Origin of the sequence: Streptomyces cinerochromogenes (genome assembly GCF_014648635.1) — a bacterium.
Taxonomy (GTDB): Bacteria; Actinomycetota; Actinomycetes; order Streptomycetales; family Streptomycetaceae; genus Streptomyces; species Streptomyces cinerochromogenes.
Map to the genome: position 1 here is coordinate 169,627 of NZ_BMRM01000015.1, position 25,784 is coordinate 195,410.

The following is a 25,784-nucleotide window of genomic DNA, read 5'->3' on the forward strand; positions in this document are numbered from 1 at the left end:
ATCGACGTTCAGTCGCCGTAGCCGCCTTCACCCTCAGGAGCCCGGACCCGTGATGACACTCGCCCTCGGCCCGAGCTGGCTGGATCCCAACTATCTGCTCGACACGTACAGCATCTGGGGTCTGCTGCTCATCGTCTTCGCCGAGTCCGGCCTGCTCATCGGCTTCTTCCTGCCGGGTGACTCGCTGCTGTTCACCTGCGGCCTGCTGATCACCTCGGGCGACCTGGACTTCCCCCTGTGGGCCGCGATCGCCCTGATCTGCCTCGCCGCGGTCCTCGGCGACCAGGCGGGCTACATGTTCGGCAGGAAGGTCGGCCCGTCCCTGTTCAACCGCCCCGACTCCCGCCTGTTCAAGCAGGAGAACGTCACCAAAGCGCACGAGTTCTTCGAGAAGTACGGCCCCAAGTCCCTGGTCCTGGCCCGCTTCGTGCCGATCGTGCGCACGTTCACGCCGATCATCGCGGGCGTCAGCGGCATGAAGTACCGCTCGTTCCTGGTCTTCAACGTCATCGGTGGCGTCCTGTGGGGCGCGGGCGTCACGCTGCTCGGCTCCTGGCTCGGCAACATCGGCTTCGTCAAGAAGAACATCGAGGCGATCCTCATCCTGATCGTCCTCGTCTCGGTGATCCCGATCGCGATCGAGTTCCTGCGGGCCCGAGGCAAGGAGAAGAAGGCCGCGCAGAACCGGCCGCAGACCCGGCCCGAGCCCCCGCAGCAGCCCCAGTACCAGCAGCCCGCCCACCAGCAGCTCCCGGTCATGGACGACGCCACGACCCGCCTGCGGCGCATCGAGCCGGAGCAGCCGTACCCGGCGCAGTACGACCAGCAGCAGTACCCGCAGGAGCAGCAGCAGTACCCGCACCACCAGCAGCAGTACTGGAACGAGGGCGGCTACGACAACCAGTACTACGACCAGCAGCAGCCCCACCAGCAGCACCAGCACCAGCCCCACCAGCAGCAACACCAGCACCAGGCCCACCAGCAGTACGACCAGAACCAGAACCCGTACCCGTACGACTACGACCAGGGCGACTACCGCGCCCCGTAGGGCCCGGTACAGGGGCCCGGCTGCTCAGAACCCGCGTGTCCGCTTCGCCGCCCTGCGCTTCCCGGCGGAGCCGACCCGCAGGAACAGGCGGAAGACCTCCGAGCCCAGGTTGACCCCGATCGCGATGGCCAGGGCCAGCGACGCCGCGTTCGCCAGGGACACCAGGCCCTTGTCCACCTGGTTCTGCGCCATGCTCAGCAGCCCGAAGTACGTCGCCGACCCGGGCAGCAGCGGTCCGATCGCCGCCGTCGTGTAGGGCAGCGCCGACGCGAACCGGTACCGCGACAGCAGCTGCCCGAAGAGGCCCACCAGCCCCGCCGCCACGGCCGTGGACGCCACCGGCGAGATGTCGGCGACGTAGCGCATCGCGCCGTACACCGTCCACGCCACGCCCCCGTTGAGGGTCACCCAGAGCACGGTGGACCGTTCCTGCTGGAGCAGCACCGCGAACGTCAACGACAGCAGCATCGACGCGGCGATCTGCACCACCGGCCGGTCGTTGACGATGAGCGCCGCGTCCGGGTTCAGCTTGCCGCCGATCTTGACGCCGAAGTACAGGACGATCAGGACGCCGGTGACGATGCCGACGAAGAAGTACATGACCTCCAGCAGGCGCGCGGAGGCGGTGATGTAGAAGCCCGTCAGCCCGTCCTGCACCCCGGCCACCAGCGCCCGCCCGGGCAGCAGCGCGAACAGCCCACCGGTGACGACGGCGGACGCCTTCACGTCGACGTCGGCCAGCGCGAACGCCACCCCGATCGCTGCGGGCGGCATCGCGGCCACCGTGAACTGGTAGAACTCCGGCAGCCCGCGCCCCGCGCACAGCCACGCCAGCCGGTCGCCGAGCATCGCGCCCACCGCGGCCGCCACGAAGACGATCAGGTCACCGCCGACCAGCACGGAGGCCGCACCCGCGAGCAGCCCGCTCGCCAGGGTCAGCGCCCAGCCGGGGTACGGGTGCCGGTTGCGGCGGATCTCCGCGAGGCGCCGGTAGGCCTCCTCCAGGGAGACATGGGTCTCCGGGTCGGTCAGGTCGTCCACCAGCCGGAAGACGGCCGCCAGCCGCGTGTAGTCGGTGCCCCGCCGCCGTACCGTCCGCGACGCCGTCACCGGGTCCTCCACCAGGGACGGCTGGTGCGAGATCGACAGCAGCGTGAAGGTGACGTTCGGCTCGCAGCGGTCCAGGCCGTAGGACCGGCACACCGCGAACATCGCGGCCTCCACGTCCTCCGCGCCCTCGCCGCCGGCCAGCAGCAGCTCCCCGATGCGCAGGGTCAGGTCCAGCACGCGCGGGACGGCCGGGCCGCCCTCCTCCTCGCGCTGCACCGGCTCCGGCGCCGGCCGCTCGGTCACCGGCATGCGCAGCATCGTGCGCATCCGGTCCTGCCACGGCGCGTCCTTGACCAGGCTGACCAGCGGCACCCCGGTGGCCGGCGTGAACGCGGTCGGCGCGTCCTTCGCGCTGTAGGTGCGCGGCGGGCTGAACGCCGACCCCTCCGGCTCGGCCCCCGGCGGCTGCGGCGCCTCGAGCCCCTCCGGCACCGCGAACTCGGAGGTCGTCTCCGACTCACCGCCCCTGGGGACGTCGAGACCCTGCGGAACGGCGAACTCGGATGTGATCTCCGGGTCGTACCGCGCCTCGTCGGACCGGGGTTTGCGGTCCTCCGCCTCCGTCACTTCGCACCGCTTCCCTGAACGACACCTTCCGTAGGCCTCAGTATGCGCATGGGTACGCAAACGGGCCGCGCCACCCCACGCAGGGTGCCGCGGCCCGCGGAAGACAAACCGGCCGGTCAGTGACCGCCCTGCTCCTCGAAGCGCTTGTACGACCGCTCGATCTCCGCCTCGGCGTCCGTGCGGCCCACCCAGTTGGCACCCTCGACCGACTTGCCGGGCTCCAGGTCCTTGTACACCTCGAAGAAGTGCTGGATCTCCAGGCGGTCGAACTCCGACACGTGGTGGATGTCGCGCAGGTGCTCCACACGCGGGTCGGTGGCCGGGACGCACAGCAGCTTGTCGTCGCCGCCCGCCTCGTCGGTCATGCGGAACATGCCGATCGCGCGGCAGCGGATGAGGCAGCCCGGGAAGGTCGGCTCGTCCAGGATGACCAGCGCGTCCAGCGGGTCGCCGTCCTCGCCGAGGGTGTTCTCGACGAAGCCGTAGTCGGTCGGGTAGGCGGTCGAGGTGAAGAGACGACGGTCCAGGCGGATCCGACCGGTCTCGTGGTCCACCTCGTACTTGTTCCGCGAACCCTTCGGGATCTCGATCGTGACGTCGAACTCCACCGGTGGCTCCTCCATGATCAGCACATAGTTCTGGTGGTTAAGTGTCCCTCACGCAGGTGTGTGATCGCGAAAGGGGCTGGTGGTCGTGCCAGAGCTGGGGCCTTGGCGAGCCGCGAGACCGCAGATGGAGCGGATCGCGAACGCCGTACGACCGCGTCTGGCGAGCGCCGTGACGGCCGCCGGTCCGCGCATCGCGCGGCTGACGAGGGCCGTGCGTGTCAGGCCTGTGCACCTCCCCCGTCCGCGGACCGTCAGGACCTGGCAGTACACCGCGGGCGCCGCCACCGCCGGCCTGGCGCTGGCCGCCGGCGTGGTGACCGTGGCCGGTCCCTGGGACGCCAACGGTCAGCGTACGGCCGAGCGGGACCGGGCCGCCGCTCTGGAGCGAGCAGGTGGCGCAGATCACGGCCGCTCCGGTACGGCCGCGGGGGCGCCCCGGCCCGCACCGAGCGCCGGACCCGTCCTGACCGGCCTCGGCGGCACCACGGGCGCCGTGGGCACCAAGAAGGCGCCCCCGCGGGGACAGGCCCTCTCGGACGCCCTCGGGCCCCTCCTCGACACCCCGGCGCTCGGCGACGCCCACGCGGCGGCCGTCGTCGACGTCCAGACCGGCGAACGGCTGTACGACGCCGACGCCGGCCGCGCCCTCACCCCCGCCTCCACCACCAAGATCGCCACCGCGGTCGCCGCCCTGTCCGCGCTCGGCCCCGACCACCGCCTCACCACCCGCGCCGCCCTCGAACCCGACACCCGGGAACTCGTCCTGGTCGGCGGGGGCGACCCCACCCTGACCGCGCATCCCCGCGCCGACGGCTGGGCGAGCCTGCGGACGCTGGCCGCGGACACCGCGAAGACGCTGGACAAGCGCGGCATCCACCGGATCACCCTGTCCTACGACACCACCCTCTTCACCGGCCCCGCCCTGCACCCCATCGGCGTCAACGACAACCTCGCCCCGGTGAGCGCCCTGACCGCCGACGAGGGCCGCACCGACGACTCCGCCGGCGGTCCGGTGCCCCGCGTGGCCGACCCGGCGGCGGACGCGGCGGCCAGGTTCGCGGGCTTCCTGAAGGACGCCGGCATCACCACCACCCACCCCGGCCCGTCCAAGGCCAGCACGCGCGCGCAGACCCTCGCGAGCGTCTCCTCGCCCCCGCTGTCCGCCCTGGTCGAGCGGATGCTGACCAACAGCGACAACGACATCGCGGAGGCCCTGGCCCGCCACACGGCCCTGGCGAGCGGGCAGCCGGCGAGCTTCGACGGCGGCGCCGAGGCCATCGCCACGCAGCTGCGCGGGCTCGGCCTGCCGATGGCGGGCGCCGCCTTCCACGACGGCAGCGGCCTCGACCGGGACGACCGGCTCACGGCCGACCTCCTCACCGCGCTCCTGGTCAAGGCGGGCGACCCGCACCGCCCCGGCCTGCGCCCCGTCCTCACCGGCCTGCCCGTGGCCGGCTTCACCGGCACCCTCAGCACCCGCTACACCGACGGGGCGTCCGGCCTCGTCCGGGCCAAGACCGGCACCCTGACCGGTGTGAACACCCTCGCCGGCACGGTCGTGGACCGGACCGGCCGCCTTCTGGCCTTCGCCTTCCTCGCCTCGAACACCCCGAACGCCACGGAGGCCCAGTCGGCCCTGGACAAGGCGGCGACGGCACTGACGGGCTGACCGGCGCGGGCAGGCCGTAGCAGGCCGTACGACGTGCCCGGCGCGGGCGGACCGCACGAACGCACCGCCGTACCGCCGTACCGCCGTACCTCCCGGGCCGGTCATCGTGGGCAGGCGTTCCGCAGGGCCGGACGGGTGGGAGCGGCCCGCGGTACCGGGCCGTTCGGTGAGCGCCCCCCGGCCCTGCCGGCCCCCGACGGCTGCCCCAACCGGTGGCGCTCACGTACGGTTGACAGCATGACTGGCTTCGGCGGCACCGCATCTCCCGGGATGGTCGACTGGAACCTCGCGGTGGCAACCGCGACACGGCTCGTACGCCCCGGTCCCGACGTCAGCCGCGACGAGGCCAGGGCCGTCGTCGCGGAGCTGCGCCGGCACGCGAAGGCCTCGGAGGGACACGTCCGGGGCTTCACTCGTCTGGGCACCGAGGACACCCACGACACCCCCGTCCTCGTCGTCGACCGCCCCGGCTGGGCCCGGGCCAACGTCGCCGGGTTCCGGGAGATCCTCCGGCCGCTCCTGGAGAAGATGCAGGAACGGCGCGGCAACAGCCCGGGCAGCGCCGTCCTCGGCGCCGTCGGCGGCAAGGTCACCGGCGTGGAACTCGGCATGCTCCTGTCGTTCCTGTCCTCCCGCGTCCTCGGCCAGTACGAGACCTTCGCCCCCGCCACCCGCGACCTCCCGGCCGGCGAGAACGGCGGCGGCCGGCTGCTGCTCGTCGCGCCCAACATCGTCCACGTGGAGCGCGAACTCGACGTCGAGCCGCACGACTTCCGCCTGTGGGTGTGCCTGCACGAGGAGACCCACCGCACGCAGTTCACCGCCGTGCCCTGGCTGCGGGACCACCTGGAGGGCGAAATCCAGTCGTTCTTGGCGGAGACCGACGTCGACCCGATGACCTTCCTGGAACGCATCCGGGACGCCGCCCAGTCCCTCGCCGGCGGCCGCCCCGAGGGCGAGGAGGAGGACGGCGGACGCTCCCTCGTGGAACTGGTGCAGACCCCCGCCCAGCGCGAGATCCTCGCCCGCCTGACGGCCGTGATGTCCCTGCTGGAGGGCCACGCCGACTACGTCATGGACGGCGTCGGACCGAGCGTCGTACCGACCGTCGCGGAGATCCGCGAGAAGTTCCAGCAGCGCCGCGCGAAGGGCGCCTCCCGGCTCGACGTCGCCCTGCGCAAGCTGCTCGGCCTGGATGCCAAGCTGAAGCAGTACCGGGACGGTGAACGCTTCGTGCGGGCCGTGGTCGACCAGGTCGGCGTCGACGGCTTCAACCGCGTGTGGACCTCGCCCAACACCCTGCCCACCAAGGCGGAGATCGCCAAACCGGCGGACTGGGTCGCGCGGGTGCACCGCAAGACCGAGTCGTGAACGGCCCGGGGAGGTCGTGAAAGGAATCCGGCCGACGGCAGGCGAACGCCCCTCCAATCACCCGTCCGAGGGACCGTGAGCCATGCGTAGGCGTGCGATGCTCGGGGAACGGCCCGCTTCTGTCACCATCGACACACTCTGAGTGACCGTCTCGGGCTCACCCCCCGAAAACTTCATGAAGGGAACCGGACATGGGTCCCCATCCTGCGGTCGCGGCGATACGCCTGGCGGTCCGCCGCGTCCTCCACGACATCCTCAACGACCAGACCTCCCGCGTGCGCCCGGGCCCGCAGCTCGTCGGCGCGCACCCGGACCGGACGCCCGAGCGGCCCCCCTCCCCGCTCGTCCTCGTCGCGTGCTCCGGTGGCGCCGACTCCATGGCCCTCGCCTCCGCCCTCGCCTTCGAGGCCCCCAAACTCGGCATCCGGGCCGGCGGGATCACCGTCGACCACGGCCTCCAGCCCGGCTCCGACCTCCGCGCCGACGAGGTCGCCCTGCGACTGCGCGGGCTCGGGCTCGACCCGGTCGAGTCCGTCGCCGTCACCGTCGGCCGTGAGGGAGGCCCCGAGGCCGCCGCCCGCGACGCCCGCTACGCCGCCCTGGACGCCGCGGCCGAACGCCACGGCGCCGCCGCGATCCTGCTCGGTCACACCCGCGACGACCAGGCCGAAACCGTCCTGCTGGGGCTCGCCCGCGGCTCCGGCATCCGCTCCCTGTCCGGCATGGCCGCGGTCTCGGGGGCCGACGGCCGTTACCGGCGGCCCTTCCTGCAGCTCGACCGGCAGACCGCCCGCAAGGCCTGCATGGTCCAGTCGCTGCCCGTCTGGGACGACCCGCACAACGCCGACCCCGCCTACACCCGCTCCCGCCTCCGGCACGAGGGCCTGCCCGCCCTGGAGAAGGCCCTCGGCAAGGGAGTCGTGGAGGCACTCGCCCGCACCGCCCAGCTCTCCCGCGACGACGCCGACGCCCTCGACGCCTGGGCCCGCCAGGCCGAGGCCTCGGTGCGGGACGCCGCCGGCCTGCTGGAGTGCGCCAAGCTGTACGCCCTCCCGCCCGCCGTCCGCCGCCGGATCCTGCGCCGCGCCGCCATCGAGGCCGGTGCTCCGGCCGGCGCGCTGTTCGCCCGCCACATCGAGGAGATCGACCGTCTGATCACCGGCTGGCGCGGCCAGGGAGCCATCAATCTGCCGGGCCGGGTCGTCGCCCAGCGGCAGGGTGGCAGACTGGTGATTCGGCAAGGCTGAATCCCGACCCTCCCCGGAGCGACGCTCCCGGCGGGCCGGGCGGCCGGAGGCCGTGCGTGCGGCCGGAGCCGGTGGCCGCGCTCGCGGCCGTAAGTGCGGGACGACCGAAAGTGATGCGGGTGGACGCGAAAGACATGGGTGCCGACCTCCAGCAGGTGCTCATCACCAAGGAAGAGATCGACGCGAAGCTGGCCGAGCTGGCCGCGAAGATCGACGCGGAGTACGCGGGCAAGGACCTGCTGATCGTCGGTGTGCTCAAGGGTGCGGTGATGGTCATGGCGGACCTCGCCCGGGCGCTGTCCACCCCCGTCACCATGGACTGGATGGCCGTGTCCTCCTACGGCGCGGGCACCCAGTCCTCCGGGGTCGTCCGCATCCTCAAGGACCTCGACACCGACATCAAGGGCCGGCACGTCCTGATCGTCGAGGACATCATCGACTCCGGTCTGACCCTGTCCTGGCTGATCAACAACCTCGGTTCGCGCGAGCCCGCCTCCCTGAAGGTGTGCACGCTGCTGCGCAAGCCGGACGCCGCCAAGGTCGCCATCGACGTCGAGTGGGTCGGCTTCGACATCCCGAACGAGTTCGTCGTCGGCTACGGCCTCGACTACGCCGAGAAGTACCGCAACCTGCCGTTCGTCGGTACGCTCGCGCCTCACGTCTACGGCGGCTGAGCCACTCGGCGCAAGCGCGCCGGGATGATCGGGAACCCCAGCGGCTCCCGGGCCGTTGGAGCATGCAGAGACGGGATCCCCAGCCGCCGAAACGACTCCGTGCGGCTTCGGGCAACAATGCTGGGGTACCGTCAGAAGAACTGTCTTATCAAACTCACTATGGCAGGAGGGACGGGGCGGCACCGCTCCGTATGGATGGACGTGAAGCGATACTTCCGTGGGCCGGTCATGTGGATCGTGCTGGCCGTCCTTGCCGTGGTCGTGTTGATGCAGGTCGTCGGCTCGTCCGGCGGCTACAAGACGGTGGACACCGGCCAGGTCGTGGCGGCGATCAACGACAACAAGGTCGAGTCGGCCAAGCTCACCACCGGTGACGAGCAGAGCATCAAGGTCACGCTCAAGGACGGCTACAAGGTCGAGGGCAGCTCCAAGATCCAGGCGAGCTACATCGGCGACCAGGGCGTGCAGCTGGCCGGGACGCTGCAGACCAAGTACCAGGAAAAGCAGATCACGGACGGCTACACGGTCTCGCCGTCCAAGCAGAACCCGTTCGTCGGCGTCCTGCTCTCCCTGCTGCCCTTCGTCCTGATCGTGGTCGTCTTCCTGTTCCTGATGAACCAGATGCAGGGCGGCGGCTCCCGGGTCATGAACTTCGGCAAGTCCAAGGCGAAGCTCATCACCAAGGACACCCCGAAGACCACCTTCTCCGACGTCGCCGGCTGTGACGAGGCGGTCGAGGAACTCCAGGAGATCAAGGAGTTCCTGCAGGAGCCGGCCAAGTTCCAGGCCGTCGGCGCCAAGATCCCCAAGGGCGTGCTCCTCTACGGCCGCCCGGGTACCGGCAAGACCCTGCTCGCGCGCGCCGTCGCCGGCGAGGCGGGCGTCCCGTTCTACTCGATCTCCGGCTCGGACTTCGTGGAGATGTTCGTCGGTGTCGGTGCCTCCCGGGTCCGTGACCTGTTCGAGCAGGCCAAGGCGAACGCTCCGGCGATCGTCTTCGTCGACGAGATCGACGCGGTCGGCCGCCACCGCGGCGCCGGCCTCGGCGGCGGTCACGACGAGCGCGAGCAGACCCTGAACCAGCTGCTGGTCGAGATGGACGGCTTCGACGTCAAGGGCGGCGTCATCCTGATCGCCGCCACGAACCGCCCGGACATCCTCGACCCGGCGCTGCTGCGCCCCGGCCGCTTCGACCGGCAGATCGCGGTCGACCCGCCGGACCTTCAGGGCCGCATGGAGATCCTCAAGGTCCACCAGAAGGGCAAGCCGGTCGCGCCCGACGTCGACCTGTCCGCCGTCGCGCGCCGCACCCCGGGCATGACCGGTGCCGACCTCGCCAACGTGCTGAACGAGGCCGCCCTGCTCACCGCCCGCGGTGACCAGAAGCTGATCGACAACAAGGCGCTGGACGAGGCGATCGACCGTGTGGTCGCGGGCCCGCAGAAGCGGACCCGGATCATGTCGGACAAGGAGAAGAAGATCACCGCGTACCACGAGGGCGGTCACGCCCTGGTCGCGGCGGCCTCGCCCAACTCCGACCCGGTCCACAAGATCACGATCCTGTCCCGCGGCCGCGCCCTCGGCTACACGATGGTCCTGCCGGACGAGGACAAGTACTCGACCACCCGCAACGAGATGCTCGACCAGCTCGCCTACATGCTGGGCGGCCGGGCGGCCGAGGAACTGGTCTTCCACGACCCGACCACGGGCGCCGCGAACGACATCGAGAAGGCCACCAACCTGGCCCGCGCGATGGTCACCCAGTACGGCATGACCGAGCGTCTCGGCGCGATCAAGTTCGGCGGCGACAACAGCGAGCCCTTCCTCGGCCGTGAGATGGCTCACCAGCGCGACTACTCCGAGGAGGTCGCCGCGCTGGTGGACGAGGAGGTCAAGAAGCTGATCGAGACGGCGCACAACGAGGCCTGGGAGATCCTGGTCGAGAACCGCGACGTGCTCGACAACCTCGTCCTGCAGCTGCTGGAGAAGGAGACGCTGGGCAAGGAGGAGATCGCCGAGATCTTCGCCCCGATCGTCAAGCGCCCGCCGCGGCCCGCCTGGACCGGCTCCTCCCGCCGCACCCCGTCCACCCGCCCGCCGGTGCTCTCCCCGAAGGAGCTGGCACTGACCAACGGTGCGAACGGCGCGACGGCGGCGATCAGCACGGTCAAGTCGACGGCGGCGGAGTCCGCCCCGGTGACGGAGCAGACCCCGGAGGACCGCCCGGAGAGCTGACCGGCCGCCCGCGAGCAGTCCGGTTCCGGCCAGCAGGGCCGGAATGAATGCCGTGCCCCTCAGGTTCTAGCCTGGAGGGCGCGGCATTTCGCATGTCCGCAGACGGAACGCGAGGAAGACGCGCGTGCATGGCACAGGAACGAGGGACCAGATGACCGACCCGGTGACGCTGGACGGCGAGGGCCGCATCGGCGAGTTCGACGAGAAGCGCGCCGAGAACGCCGTGCGTGAGCTGCTGATCGCCGTCGGTGAGGACCCGGATCGCGAGGGGCTGCGGGAGACCCCGGCCCGGGTCGCGCGGGCCTACAAGGAGATCTTCGCCGGCCTGTGGCAGAAGCCGGAGGACGTCCTGACGACGACCTTCGACCTGGGGCACGACGAGATGGTCCTCGTGAAGGACATCGAGGTGTACTCGACGTGTGAGCACCACCTGGTGCCGTTCCGGGGCGTGGCCCACGTCGGCTACATCCCGTCCGAGACCGGCAAGATCACCGGCCTGTCCAAGCTGGCCCGCCTGGTGGACGTCTACGCCCGCCGGCCGCAGGTGCAGGAACGGATGACCACGCAGATCGCGGACTCCCTGATGCAGATCCTGGAGCCGCGCGGTGTCATCGTCGTGGTCGAGTGCGAGCACATGTGCATGTCCATGCGCGGCATCCGCAAGCCGGGCGCGAAGACCATAACCTCGGCCGTGCGCGGTCAGCTGCGGGACGCGGCGACGCGGAACGAGGCGATGAGCCTCATCATGGCGCGCTGACGGCCCTGACGGCGCCGCACACGCTTCGCGCGCTGTCGGGCGGGGTCGGTGGTCAGGCCACCGGCTCTGCTCCCGGGTGGTTCTGGTCGTCGTCCTCCGGGAGCTTGCAGACCCGCTCCAGGAACATGGCGGCAGCTATCACACCGATGCCGGCCAGCACCGAGAAGCCGGCGTAGATCGCCTGGTCGCGGCGGGCCGGGATGTCCAGCTGCTCCAGCAGGAAGACGCCCGTGCCGCCGTACATCCCGGCGACGAGGGCGGCCACCAGGGCGCTGGCCTGACCGAAGACGACCGCCCGGGCGGCCATCAGCGGGTCGACGCCCTTGGCGCCGGGCCGGCGCTCGCGCTGGGCCTTCAGACGGGCGCGCAGCGAGAGCGCCGTGGAGAGCAGGACCACCCCGATCAGCGCGAGGACGATGGGGGCGGCCACGGGGACGCTGGGGAGGGTCCCGATCGAGTTCCAGAGGCGGGCGCCCGCCCAGGACAGGATGCCGGCCACGACGAACACGCCGGCCAGCACCCTGATGCGCAGCTCTCTCACGGTGTCCCTTCAGTTCCCCCGGACCGTCCCGGACGGTGGTCGTCTTGGTCGTGGCCGTCTCGACGTGCTGACCGTCTCGACGTGACCCGTCTCGACCTTAACGACTACTCGGGCAGCCGGAGTTCCAGGTCCGCGCGCGGCGCCACACCCTCACGGGTGACGGAGGCCAGCAGATCGGCCACCGTGCCGCGGCCGGGGAGCTGCGCGCCGGGGTCCACGTCGTGCCAGGGCGCGAGCACGAAGGCGCGCTCGTGGGCGCGCGGGTGGGGCAGGGTGAGCTGGGGGTCGTCGGAGGTGACGTCGGCGTACGCGACGATGTCGACGTCCAGCGTGCGCGGGCCCCAGCGCTCGTCCCGGACCCGGTGGAAGGCCTCCTCGACGGCGTGCGCCCGCTCCAGCAGGGAGGAGGGGGGCAGGGTGGTCTTGAGGACCACGACCGCGTTGAAGTACGACGGCTGGCTGCCGGGCTCGACGCCCCACGGCTCGGTCTCGTACACCGGGGAGACGGCCTTCACGCGGACGCCCGGGGTGTCCTCCAGGGCGTCGACGGCACCCTGGAGGGTCTCCAGGCGGTTGCCGAGGTTGGAGCCGATGGAGATCACGGCCCATTTGGGGTTGCTCAGCGTCGTGTCGGCGGCGTCCACCTTCTCGACGACCGAGGCGGGCACCGGCTGGACGGTCGGGTCGCTGTGACCCTGGCGGAAAGGTCGGGTCATACTCGGCTCCGGGTGATGGTGACGGTCACGTCGTCGAAGGGGACGGTGATCGGCGCGTCCGGCTTGTGGACGCAGACCTCGACCTCCTGCACCCCTTCGTGCTTCAGGCAGGTCCGGGCGATCCGCTCGGCGAGGGTCTCGATCAGGTCCACCGGCTCGCCCTCGACCACGGCCACGACCTCCTCGGCCACGATGCCGTAGTGCACGGTCTTCGCCAGGTCGTCGTCGGCCGCGGCCGGCCGGGTGTCCAGGCCGAGGACGAGGTCCACGATGAACGTCTGGCCCTCCTCGCGCTCCTTGGGGAACACACCGTGGTGCCCGCGGGCCTTGAGGCCGCGCAGCGCGACACGATCCACGCGAATCACTCCTGCAATCGTCGGGAAGGACCGGCCGGTACCGCGTGCGGGCGGCACGCCGGTCTCAGACGAATCTACCTGCGGGCACCGACCAAGCCGGGCCGCGGGGGCGCGGGCACCGGCCGCCGCCCGGAGGGTTCACCGCGTGTTTCCCCCGGGGAACCCGGCCCCGTCATGGACTGGTAGCCCCTCCTACCCCGCGGTAGGTGATTCGAACCACTCCCGGCTCAGGTGAGGGGACCGCCGTCCGGATCCACGCCGTTCACATGCTCGTCGTCGTCGCCGTCGTCGTCGGTCTCGGCCAGCACCGGGGAGGCGTGGTGCGACCAGAGCTTCCAGCCGGAGGGGGTGCGCCGGAACACGTTCGTGGCGACGACGAGCTGGCCGACCAGCGGCCCCAGCTCCGCGCCCTCCTCGGGGGCGGGGCCGCCGCTGAGGATGTTCTCCGTGCAGTTCACGAGCGCGGTGTCGCCGGTCACGGAGACGTGCACATCGGTCAGGAAGAACTGGATGTAGTCGGTGTTGGCCATGATCAGGGCGTACGACCTGAGCACCTCGCCACGGCCGGTGAGCACCGGCCAGCCGGGGTGGACGCAGGAGATCACGCCGCTGTCCGCGGGGTCGTGGTAGGTCTCGTCCACGCCCAGGTCGGCGGGGGTCAGCCAGAGGGAGGAGACCTCCTCGAAGTCGCCGCGTTCGAGCGCCTCGTAGAAGGCGGTGTTGGCGGCCTCCACCTGCTCGACGTCGGTGTGGGGGGCGCTCACCGGTCTCCGTCCGCTCCGCGCACGCCCTCGGCGTCCGGCGTCGTCCCCGTCGTACGCGCTCGCACCGCGCGAGCCCCCTCCTCGCGCGCCTCCTCCACGGCCCGTGCCACCCGGACCGCGTCCGCCGTGGCGCGTACCTCGTGCACGCGCACCGCCCACGCGCCGGCGTGCGCCGCGAGGGCGGAGACGGCGGCCGTGGCCGCGTCGCGCTCCCGGGCGGGCGGGGGAGCGCCCCCGGGGCCGGCGAGGACCCGGCCGAGGAACCGTTTGCGCGAGGCGGCGACCAGCAGGGGATGGCCGAGGGCGTGCAGGCGGTCGAGGTGGGCGAGGAGCGCGAGATCGTGTTCGGCCTCCTTGGAGAAGCCGAGGCCCGGGTCGACGACGATCCGCTCCGGGGCGATACCGCCGGCCAGTACGGCCTCCACGCGCGCGTGCAGCTCGTCCACGACCTCCCCGACGACGTCCTCGTACACGCCCTTCACGTTGCCGCCCTGGAGGAAGCCGCGCCAGTGCATCACGACGAACGGGGCGTCCGCCGCGGCGACCACCGGGATCATCGCGGGGTCGGCGAGGCCGCCGCTGACGTCGTTGACGAGGGCGGCACCGGAGGCGAGGGCCTGTTCGGCGACGGAGGCGCGCATGGTGTCGACGGAGACGACGACTCCCTCGGAGGCGAGGCCGCGCACCACGGGGATGACCCGTCGCAGTTCCTCCGCCTCGTCCACGCGCGTGGCGCCGGGCCGGGTGGACTCGCCGCCGACGTCGACCAGGTCCGCGCCCTCGGCGACGAGATCCAGGCCGTGTTTGACGGCGACGGTCGTGTCGAACCAGCGGCCGCCGTCGGAGAAGGAGTCCGGGGTCACGTTCACGACCCCCATGACCGCGCACCGGTCCCATGCCGGAAGGCCGGCGACTCGGCCGCGCCCGCTGAGGTTGTTCATACGTTCAGCGTAGGCCCAGGAGGGTCCCCGGAACGCGCCGCGGCCCGGGCGGAAGCCCCCGGTGCTGGAGGGGGAGGGGGCTTCCGCCCGGGCCGGTCCTCGGGCCGTACCGCTCGGTGCGGGACGGCTCGTCCCGCTCAGGCGGCTCGGACGTCCCGTTCGGCCACCGCGTGCGCGCAGGGGCGCTCGGCGGCCGAACGGCGCCGGCGCAGGAAGCGCGGCAGCGGCAGGGCGAGGTTGACGAAGCCCTCCGCCTGCATCGCGGCGAAGCCGATGCGGGGCAGGTCGGCGGAGGCCCGGTAGACCACGAACCGCGGCTCCCAGCGGGGCTGGAACTTGGCGTTGAACTTGTACAGCGACTCGATCTGGAACCAGCGCGAGAGGAACACCAGCAGCCCGCGCCAGGCGCGCAGCACCGGACCGGCGCCGATCTTCTCCCCGCGCGCGAGGGCCGAGCGGAACATCGCGAAGTTCAGCGACACGCGCGTGATGCCGAACTTCGGCGCGGCCTGCAGGGCGGCGACGATCAGCAGCTCGTTCATGCCCGGGTCGGCGCTGCGGTCACGGCGCATCAGGTCCAGCGAGGCGCCGTCCTTGCCCCAGGGCACGAAGTGGAGGATCGCCTTCAGGTCGCCGTACTCGCCCGGCGCGTCGTCGGCCTTGTGGGCGGTGGCGATCAGGCAGTCGCCGTCGGACGGGTCGCCGATGCGGCCGAGCGCCATGGAGAAGCCGCGCTCGGTGTCCGTGCCGCGCCAGTCCTCCGCCGCCCGGCGGATCCGCTCCAGCTCGGCGTCGCCGAGGTCACGGATACGCCGTACCCGGGTCTCGTAGCCGGCTCGCTCGATGCGCTTGACCATCTGGCGCACGTTGCGCATCGCGCGTCCGGCGAGTGAGAAATCCGCCACGTCCACCACCGCCTCGTCGCCCAGCTCCAGGGCGTCCAGGCCGGTCTCGCGGGTCCACACCTCACCACCCGTCTCCGAGCAGCCCATGACCGCGGGCGTCCAGGAGTGGGCCCTGGCCTCGTCCATGAAGCGCTCGATGGCACCGGGCCAGGCCTCGACGTCACCGATCGGGTCGCCGCTGGCCAGCATCACGCCGGACACGACCCGGTAGGTGACGGCGGCCTTGCCGCTCGGCGAGAACACGACCGCCTTGTCGCGGCGCAGCGCGAAGTGGCCGAGCGAGTCGCGCCGGCCGTGCTTCTCCAGCAGCGCGCGCAGCTTCACCTCGTCCTCCTCGGTGAGGTGCGCGGCCGGGTGCTCGGGGCGGAAGGCCAGGTAGATGGTCGTGACCGCGGTGATCCAGCCGAGGGCGCCGAGGGAGAAGGCGACCGTCCAGGAGGTGTCGCCCCGGTAGTCGACCGGGCCCTCGAAGCCGAACAGGCCGTAGATCACGTGCGCCAGCCGGTCGGCCAGGCTCGGGTCGCCGATCGTCCGGTCCGGGTGGACGTTGACGATCACCAGGCCGAGGGCGACGGAACCGGCCCCCATGAGCACGAAGTTGGCGAGCGCCCGCCACCTGCTGCGCGGGTCCGGCAGCGCCGCGAACTGGTCCCGGTGGCGCAGCAGCGGCACCAGCAGCGCGACCGCGATGAGCACGCCGACGATCGAGTGCCGGTACGCGAACTGGGCCACCGCGCCCGCCGGGAGCAGCGCGACCGCGGCACGCCAGGCCCGGCGCTTGCGCCGTTTCAGCCCGTGCGCGAGCAGCAGCAACAGCACGCCCGCGCTGAGCGAGAGCGCCGCCGCGAACGGGCCGAAGGAGCCCGGGAGCACCTCGGCGATCGCGTGCATACGGCTGTGCCGGAAGCGTGGGAAGACGCCCGCGGCGATGTCCAGGAGGCCCACCAGCGCGGCCGCCCTGCCGACCCAGACGGGAACGGCCTCGGGGCGCGGGCCGCGCGGTATGCGCCGCGCCCGGCTTGATCGGCTCGGAACCCCGTCCGACATTTCCCCATCTATCCTGACAGACATCGCATCCCGTAGTTCTGCGAGAGACCTTGGACCCGGGCCCGAGCGGGCTTCCGGCGACATTGCGCCCTCTAGGACGGTGTCTAGGGGAGAGAGGTTCACTCCCCACCGGAAAGTCGGGTCAAAGGCCAAGGAAAGCCCCGGGCAAGTCCACGCGACAAAGTGTGGCCGCACACGGGCGGAAAGCGCAGGCAGGAAGCAGCCATGGGTCTCACGAGCAACAAAGTGCTGGTGCTGGCGATTCTGATCGCCCTGGTGCTGTTCATCGGCACGGTGTGGCTGTGGCCGCGCCTGGCGCGCACGAACTGGCGGTCCGTGAGCGGACGGATCGGCCTGCTGCTGTTCACCCAGGTGGCACTCTTCGCCTGCGTCGGGCTCGCCGCCAACCAGGCGTTCGGCTTCTACGCCAGCTGGGCAGACCTGTTCGGCAAGGAGACCGACCAGGGCGTGGTCATCGACCACTCGGCCCACGGCAGCACCGGCGGCCCGCTCCAGGTGGTCTCCACCTCCGACGTGCCGGGCGTGCGCGCCTCGCGGCCGGAGACGGGCGGGCAGGTCCAGAAGGTCGACATCGTGGGCCGTACGACCCACATGGTCACGCCGGCGTACGTCTACCTGCCGCCGGAGTACTTCCAGCCGCAGTACCGGACCCGTACGTTCCCGGTGTCGGTCGTGCTGACCGGCTACCCGGGCACCGCGCGGTCGCTGGTGGACAAGCTGAACTACCCGAGCACGGCGCAGCGGCTGGCCAAGGACGGGCGGATGCAGCCGATGATCCTGGTGATGATGCGCCCGACCGTGGCGCCGCCGCGGGACACCGAGTGCGTGGACGTGCCGGGCGGGCCGCAGGCGGAAACGTTTTTTGCCAAAGATCTGCCGGACGCCGTCCTCAGCCACTACCGGGCCGGCAAGCGGCCGGGCAGCTGGGGTGTGATCGGCGACTCCACGGGCGGCTACTGCGCGCTCAAGCTCGCCATGCACCACCCCAACGTGTACACGGCCGGCGCGGGCCTCTCGCCGTACTACAAGGCGCCGATCGACCCCACCACCGGTGACCTCTTCCACGGCGACAAGAAGCTGCAGAACCGTTCCGACCTGTTCTGGCTGCTGGAGCACGAGGAGGCGCCGGACACCTCGCTGCTCGTCACCAGCAGCAAGGTCGGCGAGCACAACTACACGTCCACGATGAAGTTCATCGAGCAGGTGCAGGCCACGAACCTGACCCGGATCTCCTCGATCATCCTGGAGAGCGGCGGCCACAACTTCAACACCTGGCGGCGCGAGATCCCGCCGACCCTCCAGTGGGTCAGCGGCCGGCTCTCCGACCGCTGACCCGGCGGCGCCCCTGACGCCCCGTGAAGCCTTCGGTATGGCTGTGTTTTTACGGGGCGGGGGCCCGCGATTCGCCTACGCGCGGTAAGTTTCTGGCCATGCCACGTGGACGCCACCGCCATTCCCCGCCTCTGCACCGGCTGTTGCCCCCCTCGGCGATCGCCGGGGTCTCCGTCGTCTGCGCGCTGGGTCCCTGGGCGTTCTCCGAGGCCGCCGTGTTGCGCGCGCTGTCCGCGGCCGCCGCCGCGACGGCGGTCGTCGGCGCGGTCGTGATGCGCCGCTGGGACGCGCAGGCGGGCAAGCAGGTCGCCGAACTCATGCGCGCGCGTGCGGGCGACGAGTGGCGGTACGAGGAACGGGTCGCCGAACTGGAGACCGACCTGGAGGAATCCCGCGAACTGCGCGCCAAGCTGGAGCAGCGGCTGCGCGCCAAGCGGGCGGAGCTGGCCGGCCTGCGCAACGAGCACGCGGCCCTGCTGCGCCGGTACGCCACCGCGGAGACCGAGCGCGCGAGCGCCCTGGAGGGGCGGCGGCTGCTGGAGATCGAGGCCTCGGTGCCCGCGTTGCCGCCCGCACCGAGTGCGGAACCGCAGGCGTCCGGGACGCCGGAGGAGCCCGGTACCGAGGAACCGGGTACCGAGGAGCGGCCGGCGGTGTTCTCCCCCGCGGGCGCCCGGCTGTACGGGCAGGCGCTGAAGGCTCTGGCGCGGTTCGACGGGGGGACCGCGAGCGAGACCGAGACCGAGACCGAGTCTGCGACTCTGTCCGAGTCCGAGTCCGAGTCCGAGCCTGAGGCCGAGGCTGTGGCTGCCGAGGCAGCGGAGACGGCTGAGGCGGAGGGTGACGCCGAGTCCGCGTCCGGGCCCGCGGGCGTCGACTCGGAAGCGGCTGAGCCGGTGAAGGCATCCGAGGACGCTGTGGGTGCCGAGGACGCCGAGGACGCCGCCCTCACGGCTGAGCCGTCGGAGGCACCGGAGGCGTCCGAGCCGGACGTTCCGGAGAGCGCCGCCGCCGGGACCGAGGCGGTCGCCAAAGGAGAAGTCGGCGCGGCGGCCGTGACGGACAGCGCGGACGCCTCCAGGGCGGTCGAGGCCGCCCAGCCCGCGGGGCAGCCGCCGGCCGGGCACTTCACGGTGCCGACCGCGGTGGCCGTCGTACCGGCGGCGCCCGCGCGGCGCCCGGTGGTCGAGGGCGGGTTCGACTTCTTCGGCACCCAGAAGAGCGCGCCGAAGGCCACGCTGGACTCCGTGCAGAACGAGGACCTCGCCGACGTGGTCGGCCCGGAGGCGCTCGCCGTGCACAAGGCCGAGTCGGAGGCCGGGTTCAAGCCGGCCGACGCGCGGTCCCGGGAGGTCGGCCAGGTCATCGACCTGACGGCACACGACGAGACCGAGCAGATCGACGTCCACCGTCTGCGCACCGCCGCCTCCTGAGCCTCCGCGCGGTCACCGACACCGGGCCCGGTCCTCCCGAGAGGGAGCCGGGCCCGAGGTGTTCCGAGGGGGAGGGTGCCGCGGCGCCAGCCCCCGGTGGGGGCCGGTCCTGTGGCGTTCCTCTGCGGGTCGGTGTCGGTCAGTCGGTGGTCATGTCGGTGGTCATCCAGCGGTCGGGAAGGGCGGAGCGGCGGCCTGTGCGGGAGCGCTCCGCCTGCTCGGTCAGGAGGCGGGCGGCGTCCTGTGCGTCACGCAGCCGGGCGGTCACGGTCTTGTCGGCCCCGGTGTCCACGTGGACGTCGGCGAGGCCCCAGCGGCGCTCCCAGGGCCCCTGGGTGAGCCGTACGCTCTGCACCTTCGCGTGCGGGACGAGCGAGAGCCGGCGGCACAGCAGACCGCTCCGGGCGGCGAACACCGTGCCGGTGACCGCGAGCCGGTGCCCGCGCCACCACACCGGCACGCACCACCGCGCCCGGCGCGGCACCGGCGACAGTTCCCGGGGCACCGTCACGCCGGGCAGCACGCGCGCGACGACCTCCTCGGCGACCGCGCGCGGGGCGACCGGCACCAGGACCGAGTTCTCGGAGCCGGCCACGTCCAGTTCCACCCGCACCCAGCCGCGCCCGCGCCACAGCAGCGGCTCCACGATCCGTACGGTCTGCACCCGCCCGGGCGGCACCGTCTCGTGCGTACGGTCGAGCAGCCCGTGGTCGATGCGCAGCCCGTCCGGGGACTCGCTCACCGTCCAGTCGAACTCGGTGACGAACCGCCCCACACTGCTCGCGCCGGCCGTGCCGAGCAGGGGCACGACGCTCGCGACGACCGTCCACAGGTTGCCGGTGGCCAGCCACAGCACGGTCGGGACGACCAGCGCGGCGCACAGCGAACCCCAGGTGGCGCCCGTCAGCACCAGGGAGCGCGCCAGCTCCCGCGGCGGCACGCGCAGCAGCGCCCGCGCCGGCGCCTCTCCGACCTCGCGCGCCGCCTCGGGCGCGAAACCCGCCGCGCGCGCGAGCAGCTCCGCGCGCAGGGCACGCGCCTCCCGCTCGCCCAGGAACGCCAGCTCGTCCTTGTCGTCGGTCCCCACGACGTCGATCCGCAGCTTCGCGACGCCCGCCACGCGCGCGAGGAGCGGACGCGAGACGTCCACGGCCTGGATCCGCTCCAGCCGGATGTGCGCGGTCCGCCGGAACAGCAGCCCGGTCCGTATGCGCAGCTCCGTGTCGGTGACGGCGTAGTGCGTGAACCACCAGGACAGGAAGCCGTAGAGGCCGGCCGCCGGCACCAGGACCGCGACGCCCAGCAGGAGCATCGTGCCGGTCAGCCGGGTCAGCTGCTCCTGGGCGCCGTTCGGGTCGTGCACCGCCCAGCCGGCCAGCACGGCGAGCGGCGCCCACGCCCGCCGGAAGGGCGTGACCGGGTGCAGGCGGCGCTCGGTGACGGGCGGGCGCTCCGGTATGCCGTCGCCGGTGTGCCCGGGGGTCGTCACAGGCCCGCCGATCGTGCCTCGCCCAGCTCGGTCAGCCGGTCGCGCAGACGTTCCGCCTCGGCCGGGTCCAGGCCGGGGACGGTCGCGTCGGTCGCGGCGGCGGCCGTGTGCAGCTGCACGGTGGCCAGCCCGAAGCGCCGCTCCAACGGCCCGGAGGTCACCTCCACCAGCTGCATCCGCCCGTACGGCACCACCGTCTCCTCACGCCACAGGACACCGCGGCTGATCAGCAGGTCGTCCGCGCGCTCGGTGTACCGCCAGGACCGCCAGTTGCGCTCCAGCAGCCGCCAGCACCAGGCGGCGACGGCCGGCGGCAGCAGCGCGCAGGCCGCCCACGCGGGCCCCGCGAAAAGCCCCGGCAGCAGCCCCGCGGCGACCGCGAGCACCCCCGTCCACACCACCAGCAGCAGCCGGCGCACCCTCAGCAGCCCCGGCTCCAGCCCGCGCCACACGGGCTGCTCCGCCGGCGCCCCGGCCCCTTCCGGGCTCCCCGTTACGCTCCCCGTTTCCATGAGGCCAGCGTACGTAGGGGAAACTGGGGCCATGACTCCTACGACGGAGACCACGGTCGGCATCGGCGGCGCGGCGGAGAGCACCGACATGGTGCTCAACATCGGACCCCAGCACCCGTCCACGCACGGCGTGCTGCGGCTCAGGCTCGTGCTGGACGGGGAGCGCATCGTGCACGCGGAGCCGGTGATCGGCTACATGCACCGCGGCGCCGAGAAGCTCTTCGAGGCACGCGACTACCGGCAGATCATCGTGCTCGCCAACCGCCACGACTGGCTGTCGGCGTTCTCGAACGAGCTGGGCGTGGTCCTCGCCGTGGAACGGATGCTCGGCATGGAGGTCCCCGAGCGGGCGGTGTGGACGCGCACCCTGCTCGCCGAGCTGAACCGGGTGCTCAACCACCTGATGTTCCTCGGCTCCTACCCGCTGGAGCTGGGCGGGATCACGCCGGTGTTCTACGCGTTCCGGGAGCGCGAGGTGCTCCAGAACGTCATGGAGGAGGTCTCCGGCGGCCGCATGCACTACATGTTCAACCGCGTCGGCGGCCTCAAGGAGGACCTGCCGGCCGGCTGGACCGCACGCGCGCGTGCCGCCGTCGCCGACGTGCGCTCGCGCATGGACGTCTTCGACGACCTGGTCCTCGGCAACGAGATCTTCCGCGGCCGCACGCGGGACGTGGGCGTGCTGGCACCGGAGACCGTGCACGCCTACGGCGTGAGCGGGCCCATCGCGCGCGGTTCGGGCGTCGACTTCGACCTGCGCCGCGACGAGCCGTACCTGGCCTACGGCGAGCTCCAGGACACGCTGAAGGTCGAGACCCGGAGCGAGGGCGACTGCCTCGCCCGCTTCGAGGTGCTGCTGGCGCAGACCCACAACGCGCTGGACCTCGCCGACGCCTGTCTGGACCGGATCGCCGAGCTGCCTCCCGGGCCGATCAACCAGCGGCTGCCGAAGGTGCTGAAGGCGCCCGAGGGGCACACGTACGCGTGGACCGAGAACCCGCTCGGGATCAACGGGTACTACCTGGTCAGCAAGGGCGAGAAGACCCCGTACCGGCTGAAGCTGCGCTCGGCCTCGTACAACAACATCCAGGTGCTGACCGAGCTGCTGCCGGGGACGCTGGTGGCGGACATGGTGGCGATCCTGGGCTCGATGTTCTTCGTGGTCGGCGACATCGACAAGTAGGCCGCACGGGCCCGCGGAATCCGGTTCACGGGGCCTGTGTGGCTTGCGGATCCCGTGGGTCCCGTGGGTCCCGTGGGTCCTGTGGGTCCTGTGGGTCCTCTCCGAGGGGGTCCGGGATGCCGACCGGCTGGAGCAGCCAGCCGAAGTCGCCGAGACCGCCCGGTGCCGTCAGCTCGGCGGCCTCGCCGGCGCTCGCCAGGGCCCGCACATAGGCGGACGGATCCGTGGAGGCCAGCGCCAGCGGGGGGCGTACGCCGGTGAGGTCCAAGGCGCGCAGGGCGGCGCGCTGCGTGAGCAGGCGCGCGGGGGGAAGTGTGCGCGCCGCCGCGTCGGTCCCGTGCGCCGAGCGCGCCGTGCCCACGGGTGCCCGGTCCGCGCCGGTCGCCGCGGCGCACGCGTCCAGGGCGACGTGGGCCGTGATGTCGCACGACCCGTCCGGCACGGGTGTGGTCTCGCGGCCCTCCCGGAACCCGGTGAGCGTGCCGAACGGGGGGCGCGTGTCCACGGTGTGGGCGTAGTCCACGGCCACGGCGAGCCCCCGCACCACCCGGTCCACGGCCGCCGCCCAGGCCCGGTCCCGGGGCAGCCCGACCTCGGCCCGCGCCCCCTCCTCGGGCGGCAGCGGCCACCAGCGCGTGAGCCAGTCGGCCGCCGCGCCCGTCACGGGCTCCCCGAGCCGTTCGGAGCCGTCCTCCGCCACGAGCACCAGCCGGGGCACGCCGGCGGAGTCCACCTCCACGACGTCCACCGGGACGTTGTCCAGCCACTCGTTGGCGAACAGCAGCCCGGTGACCGCGTCCGGGAGGCCGCTCCGCCAGGTGATCCGGTCGTCCAGGCCGGCCGGGCGGCCGGCGATCTCGACGGCGTACACGCGCGTGCGTGCCGCCACGTCGGCCGGCAGCGCGGCGAGCACCCCGCCGGCCAGCTCGCCCCGCCCGGCGCCCATGTCGACGAAGTCCAGCACCGGGGGCCGGCCGAGTGCCGCGTCGACCCGGCACAGCAGCCCGGCCACGGCCCGCGCGAACAGCGCGGAGGCGTGCACGGACGTACGGAAGTGACCGGCCGGGCCCTCCGGGCGCCGGTAGAACCCGCCGGGGCCGTACAGGGCCGCCTCGGCCGCCGCGCGCCAGCCGCGCGGGCCGGGATTCCGGCGGGCACCCTCCACCGTCGTCTCATCCGTCACCGGACCAGACTAGGCACACCTGTGATCACGGCATCCACCTTGGGGAGTACGCGCGCCGAGCACGGATCGGCCCAACGGTTGACCCCTGCACGCATCCCGTTTCCCTACTCTGGGTTACGTGCAGCGCCTCTATGACTTCCTCCGCCGCCACCCGGCCTGGGTCGACGCCTTCTGGGCCGTCGTCCTGCTCGGGGTGTCCGCGGTGAGCGTGGTCAACCTCGACGGGACCCCCGGCCACCAGGGGACGGTCCCCGAGGGCATGGCGGTGTCCGTGGCCCTGTGTGCCGTCGTGGCGCTGCGCCGCCGCTTCCCGGAGCCGATGCTTCTGGTCGCTCTCGTGATCGGGCTCGCCCAGGTGGTCCTGGACGTCGAGACCACCGTCGCCGACTTCGCCATGCTGGTGATCACCTACACGGTCGCGGCGGTCGGCGCCCGCTGGGCCTCCCGGCTCGCCCTCGCCGTCAGTCTCTGCGCGGCGACCGTGGCCCAGATGCGCTGGCCGGAGGAGCAGGCCAGTTTCCCCGGCCAGGTCGCCATCGCGGTGTTCCAGACGGTGCCCTTCGCCCTCGCCTGGGTGCTGGGCGACTCCATGCGCACCCGGCGCGCCTACTTCGCCCAGCTGGAGGAGCGCGCGGCCCGCCTGGAGAAGGAGCGCGAGGCACAGGCGAAGGTCGCGGTCGCCGCCGAGCGCGCCCGGATCGCGCGCGAGCTGCACGACGTCGTCGCGCACAACGTGTCGGTGATGGTGGTGCAGGCCGACGGCGCCGCCTACGTCATGGACGCCGCGCCCGACCAGGCGAAGAAGGCCCTGGAGACGATCTCCTCCACCGGCCGCCAGGCGCTGGCCGAGATGCGCCGCCTGCTGGGCGTGCTGCGCACCGGTGAGCACCAGGAGAGCGGGGAGTACGTCCCGCAGCCCGACGTCGAGCAGATCGACGACCTCGTCGAGCAGTGCCGCAGCTCCGGCCTGCCGGTCGACTTCAAGGTGGAGGGCACCCCGCGCCCGCTGCCCAGCGGCGTGGAGCTGACCGCGTACCGGATCGTGCAGGAGGCGCTCACCAACACGCGCAAGCACGGCGGACCGAACGCGGGCGCGAGCGTGCGCCTGGTCTACTTCGACGACGGTCTCGGCCTGCTGGTCGAGGACGACGGCAAGGGCGCCCCGCACGAGCTGTACGAGGAGGGCGGCGCCGACGGACAGGGTCACGGCCTGATCGGCATGCGGGAACGTGTCGGCATGGTCGGCGGCACCCTGGACGCCGGCCCGCGCCCCGGCGGAGGATTCCGCATCAGTGCCCTGCTGCCGCTCAAACCGGCGCACTGACCGATCCCTGACCTTCCCCGACCTTCCCTGACTCCCTGACCCTCCCTGATCCCGAACGGAAGAGGACCGATGACGATCCGCGTGATGCTCGTGGACGACCAGGCGTTGCTGCGCACCGGGTTCCGCATGGTGCTCGCCGCCCAGCCGGACATGGAGGTCGTCGCGGAGGCCGGCGACGGCGTGGAGGCCCTCCAGGTGCTGCGGTCCACCGCCGTCGACGTGGTCCTGATGGACGTCCGCATGCCGAAACTCGACGGCGTGGAGGCCACCCGCCGCATCTGCGCGGACCCGAACCCGCCGAAGGTCCTCATCCTGACCACCTTCGACCTGGACGAGTACGCGTTCTCCGGGCTGAAGGCGGGCGCCTCCGGTTTCATGCTCAAGGACGTGCCGCCCGGCGACCTCCTCGCCGCCATCCGCGCCGTGCACAGCGGTGACGCGGTCGTGGCGCCCTCCACCACCCGGCGCCTGCTGGACCGCTTCGCCCCGATGCTGCCCTCCGCCGGCAAGGAGCCCCAGCACAAGGAGCTGGCGCGTCTCACCGAGCGGGAGCGCGAGGTGATGGTGCTGGTCGCGCAGGGCCTGTCCAACGGCGAGATCGCGGCCCGGCTGGTGCTGAGCGAGGCGACCGTGAAGACCCATGTGGGCCGCATCCTGACCAAGCTCGGGCTGCGCGACCGGGTGCAGGTGGTCGTGCTGGCGTACGAGACGGGGCTGGTGCGGGCGGGCGGACACGGCTGACGACAGCCGC

Annotated in this window: 23 protein-coding genes; 12 read left to right on the plus strand and 11 right to left on the minus strand. The window is 72.3% G+C overall.

What is annotated here, in order from left to right; translation table 11 throughout:
* The first annotated feature begins 52 nt into the window (after positions 1 to 52).
* On the plus strand, positions 53 to 1,048 hold the full coding sequence (locus IEZ20_RS27515) for a DedA family protein (RefSeq protein WP_373303978.1): 996 nt from the start codon (positions 53 to 55) through the stop codon (positions 1,046 to 1,048).
* Positions 1,049 to 1,072: 24 nt separating this feature from the next.
* Here the strand turns inward: IEZ20_RS27515 and IEZ20_RS27520 are convergent, their stop codons facing one another.
* On the minus strand, positions 1,073 to 2,725 hold the full coding sequence (locus IEZ20_RS27520) for a threonine/serine exporter family protein (protein ID WP_189303537.1): 1,653 nt from the start codon (positions 2,723 to 2,725) through the stop codon (positions 1,073 to 1,075).
* Between the two features lie 116 nt (positions 2,726 to 2,841).
* Positions 2,842 to 3,333, minus strand: a complete 492-nt coding sequence (locus IEZ20_RS27525) for an inorganic diphosphatase (protein ID WP_189303680.1) — start codon at positions 3,331 to 3,333, stop codon at positions 2,842 to 2,844.
* 124 nt (positions 3,334 to 3,457) lie between these two features.
* Between IEZ20_RS27525 and dacB the strand changes: the two genes are divergently transcribed.
* From dacB to folE, 6 genes are all read left to right on the plus strand, one after another.
* The gene (gene dacB, locus IEZ20_RS27530; RefSeq protein WP_189303540.1) at positions 3,458 to 5,002 is read left to right on the plus strand and encodes a D-alanyl-D-alanine carboxypeptidase/D-alanyl-D-alanine endopeptidase; all 1,545 of its coding nucleotides are present in this window, start codon (positions 3,458 to 3,460) and stop codon (positions 5,000 to 5,002) included.
* 237 nt (positions 5,003 to 5,239) lie between these two features.
* Complete coding sequence (locus IEZ20_RS27535) at positions 5,240 to 6,373, plus strand: Rv3626c family coenzyme F420 biosynthesis-associated protein (protein WP_189303542.1); 1,134 nt, start codon at positions 5,240 to 5,242, stop codon at positions 6,371 to 6,373.
* Positions 6,374 to 6,564: 191 nt separating this feature from the next.
* On the plus strand, positions 6,565 to 7,620 hold the full coding sequence (gene tilS / locus IEZ20_RS27540) for a tRNA lysidine(34) synthetase TilS (RefSeq protein ID WP_189303544.1): 1,056 nt from the start codon (positions 6,565 to 6,567) through the stop codon (positions 7,618 to 7,620).
* A gap of 113 nt (positions 7,621 to 7,733) precedes the next feature.
* Entirely contained in the window at positions 7,734 to 8,294 is a 561-nt protein-coding gene (hpt, locus tag IEZ20_RS27545; RefSeq protein WP_030342680.1) for a hypoxanthine phosphoribosyltransferase, read from the plus strand.
* A gap of 195 nt (positions 8,295 to 8,489) precedes the next feature.
* The gene (gene ftsH / locus IEZ20_RS27550) at positions 8,490 to 10,529 is read left to right on the plus strand and encodes an ATP-dependent zinc metalloprotease FtsH (protein WP_189303546.1); all 2,040 of its coding nucleotides are present in this window, start codon (positions 8,490 to 8,492) and stop codon (positions 10,527 to 10,529) included.
* Positions 10,530 to 10,680: 151 nt separating this feature from the next.
* Positions 10,681 to 11,286, plus strand: a complete 606-nt coding sequence (gene folE, locus IEZ20_RS27555; protein WP_189303548.1) for a GTP cyclohydrolase I FolE — start codon at positions 10,681 to 10,683, stop codon at positions 11,284 to 11,286.
* A gap of 52 nt (positions 11,287 to 11,338) precedes the next feature.
* Here the strand turns inward: folE and IEZ20_RS27560 are convergent, their stop codons facing one another.
* From IEZ20_RS27560 to IEZ20_RS27585, 6 genes are all read right to left on the minus strand, one after another.
* Positions 11,339 to 11,827 carry a DUF3180 domain-containing protein gene (locus tag IEZ20_RS27560; protein ID WP_189303550.1) on the minus strand — a complete coding sequence of 163 codons (489 nt, stop codon included), beginning with the start codon at positions 11,825 to 11,827 and terminating at the stop codon, positions 11,339 to 11,341.
* Positions 11,828 to 11,931: 104 nt separating this feature from the next.
* The gene (folK, locus tag IEZ20_RS27565; RefSeq protein ID WP_189303552.1) at positions 11,932 to 12,543 is read right to left on the minus strand and encodes a 2-amino-4-hydroxy-6-hydroxymethyldihydropteridine diphosphokinase; all 612 of its coding nucleotides are present in this window, start codon (positions 12,541 to 12,543) and stop codon (positions 11,932 to 11,934) included.
* A complete protein-coding gene (gene folB / locus IEZ20_RS27570) occupies positions 12,540 to 12,899 on the minus strand; it encodes a dihydroneopterin aldolase (RefSeq protein ID WP_059251576.1) in 360 nt (119 codons plus the stop codon). The genes folK and folB overlap by 4 nt, the downstream gene beginning before the upstream one ends.
* A gap of 227 nt (positions 12,900 to 13,126) precedes the next feature.
* Entirely contained in the window at positions 13,127 to 13,663 is a 537-nt protein-coding gene (locus IEZ20_RS27575) for a nuclear transport factor 2 family protein (protein WP_189303554.1), read from the minus strand.
* Complete coding sequence (gene folP, locus IEZ20_RS27580) at positions 13,660 to 14,604, minus strand: dihydropteroate synthase (RefSeq protein WP_189303556.1); 945 nt, start codon at positions 14,602 to 14,604, stop codon at positions 13,660 to 13,662. The genes IEZ20_RS27575 and folP overlap by 4 nt, the downstream gene beginning before the upstream one ends.
* Before the next feature lie 137 nt (positions 14,605 to 14,741).
* Positions 14,742 to 16,556, minus strand: a complete 1,815-nt coding sequence (locus IEZ20_RS27585; RefSeq protein ID WP_189303558.1) for a phosphatidylglycerol lysyltransferase domain-containing protein — start codon at positions 16,554 to 16,556, stop codon at positions 14,742 to 14,744.
* Positions 16,557 to 16,781: 225 nt separating this feature from the next.
* Between IEZ20_RS27585 and IEZ20_RS27590 the strand changes: the two genes are divergently transcribed.
* Both IEZ20_RS27590 and IEZ20_RS27595 read left to right on the plus strand, forming a co-directional pair.
* Positions 16,782 to 17,909 (plus strand): alpha/beta hydrolase, encoded by a 1,128-nt coding sequence (locus IEZ20_RS27590; protein ID WP_189303560.1) that lies wholly within the window; start codon positions 16,782 to 16,784, stop codon positions 17,907 to 17,909.
* A gap of 98 nt (positions 17,910 to 18,007) precedes the next feature.
* Positions 18,008 to 19,342 carry a hypothetical protein gene (locus IEZ20_RS27595; RefSeq protein ID WP_189303562.1) on the plus strand — a complete coding sequence of 445 codons (1,335 nt, stop codon included), beginning with the start codon at positions 18,008 to 18,010 and terminating at the stop codon, positions 19,340 to 19,342.
* 139 nt (positions 19,343 to 19,481) lie between these two features.
* Here the strand turns inward: IEZ20_RS27595 and IEZ20_RS27600 are convergent, their stop codons facing one another.
* The gene (locus IEZ20_RS27600; protein WP_189303571.1) at positions 19,482 to 20,831 is read right to left on the minus strand and encodes a PH domain-containing protein; all 1,350 of its coding nucleotides are present in this window, start codon (positions 20,829 to 20,831) and stop codon (positions 19,482 to 19,484) included.
* Positions 20,828 to 21,343, minus strand: a complete 516-nt coding sequence (locus tag IEZ20_RS27605; protein WP_189303573.1) for a PH domain-containing protein — start codon at positions 21,341 to 21,343, stop codon at positions 20,828 to 20,830. Before IEZ20_RS27605 ends, IEZ20_RS27600 begins: the two co-directional genes overlap by 4 nt.
* 31 nt (positions 21,344 to 21,374) lie before the next feature.
* Here IEZ20_RS27605 and IEZ20_RS27610 point away from each other — a divergent pair, with 31 nt between their 5' ends.
* A complete protein-coding gene (locus IEZ20_RS27610; RefSeq protein ID WP_189303575.1) occupies positions 21,375 to 22,526 on the plus strand; it encodes an NADH-quinone oxidoreductase subunit D in 1,152 nt (383 codons plus the stop codon).
* A gap of 25 nt (positions 22,527 to 22,551) precedes the next feature.
* Here the strand turns inward: IEZ20_RS27610 and IEZ20_RS27615 are convergent, their stop codons facing one another.
* Positions 22,552 to 23,709: an SAM-dependent methyltransferase gene (locus IEZ20_RS27615; protein WP_229896288.1), complete on the minus strand. Its 1,158-nt coding sequence runs from the start codon at positions 23,707 to 23,709 to the stop codon at positions 22,552 to 22,554.
* Positions 23,710 to 23,827: 118 nt separating this feature from the next.
* Between IEZ20_RS27615 and IEZ20_RS27620 the strand changes: the two genes are divergently transcribed.
* Positions 23,828 to 25,033: a sensor histidine kinase gene (locus IEZ20_RS27620; RefSeq protein ID WP_189303577.1), complete on the plus strand. Its 1,206-nt coding sequence runs from the start codon at positions 23,828 to 23,830 to the stop codon at positions 25,031 to 25,033.
* 69 nt (positions 25,034 to 25,102) lie between these two features.
* Positions 25,103 to 25,774 carry a response regulator gene (locus tag IEZ20_RS27625; RefSeq protein ID WP_189303579.1) on the plus strand — a complete coding sequence of 224 codons (672 nt, stop codon included), beginning with the start codon at positions 25,103 to 25,105 and terminating at the stop codon, positions 25,772 to 25,774.
* Positions 25,775 to 25,784 lie beyond the last annotated feature (10 nt).

Bases quoted from the DNA above. Each gene is read 5' to 3' on its own strand.
- IEZ20_RS27515 (WP_373303978.1), top strand. From the start codon at position 53: ATGACACTCGCCCTCGGCCCGAGCTGGCTGGATCCCAACTATCTGCTC.
- dacB (WP_189303540.1), top strand. From the start codon at position 3,458: ATGGAGCGGATCGCGAACGCCGTACGACCGCGTCTGGCGAGCGCCGTG.
- IEZ20_RS27535 (WP_189303542.1), top strand. From the start codon at position 5,240: ATGACTGGCTTCGGCGGCACCGCATCTCCCGGGATGGTCGACTGGAAC.
- tilS (WP_189303544.1), top strand. From the start codon at position 6,565: ATGGGTCCCCATCCTGCGGTCGCGGCGATACGCCTGGCGGTCCGCCGC.
- hpt (WP_030342680.1), top strand. From the start codon at position 7,734: ATGCGGGTGGACGCGAAAGACATGGGTGCCGACCTCCAGCAGGTGCTC.
- ftsH (WP_189303546.1), top strand. From the start codon at position 8,490: ATGGACGTGAAGCGATACTTCCGTGGGCCGGTCATGTGGATCGTGCTG.
- folE (WP_189303548.1), top strand. From the start codon at position 10,681: ATGACCGACCCGGTGACGCTGGACGGCGAGGGCCGCATCGGCGAGTTC.
- folK (WP_189303552.1), bottom strand. From the start codon at position 12,543: ATGACCCGACCTTTCCGCCAGGGTCACAGCGACCCGACCGTCCAGCCG.
- folP (WP_189303556.1), bottom strand. From the start codon at position 14,604: ATGAACAACCTCAGCGGGCGCGGCCGAGTCGCCGGCCTTCCGGCATGG.
- IEZ20_RS27585 (WP_189303558.1), bottom strand. From the start codon at position 16,556: ATGTCGGACGGGGTTCCGAGCCGATCAAGCCGGGCGCGGCGCATACCG.
- IEZ20_RS27590 (WP_189303560.1), top strand. From the start codon at position 16,782: ATGGGTCTCACGAGCAACAAAGTGCTGGTGCTGGCGATTCTGATCGCC.
- IEZ20_RS27595 (WP_189303562.1), top strand. From the start codon at position 18,008: ATGCCACGTGGACGCCACCGCCATTCCCCGCCTCTGCACCGGCTGTTG.
- IEZ20_RS27605 (WP_189303573.1), bottom strand. From the start codon at position 21,343: ATGGAAACGGGGAGCGTAACGGGGAGCCCGGAAGGGGCCGGGGCGCCG.
- IEZ20_RS27610 (WP_189303575.1), top strand. From the start codon at position 21,375: ATGACTCCTACGACGGAGACCACGGTCGGCATCGGCGGCGCGGCGGAG.
- IEZ20_RS27625 (WP_189303579.1), top strand. From the start codon at position 25,103: ATGACGATCCGCGTGATGCTCGTGGACGACCAGGCGTTGCTGCGCACC.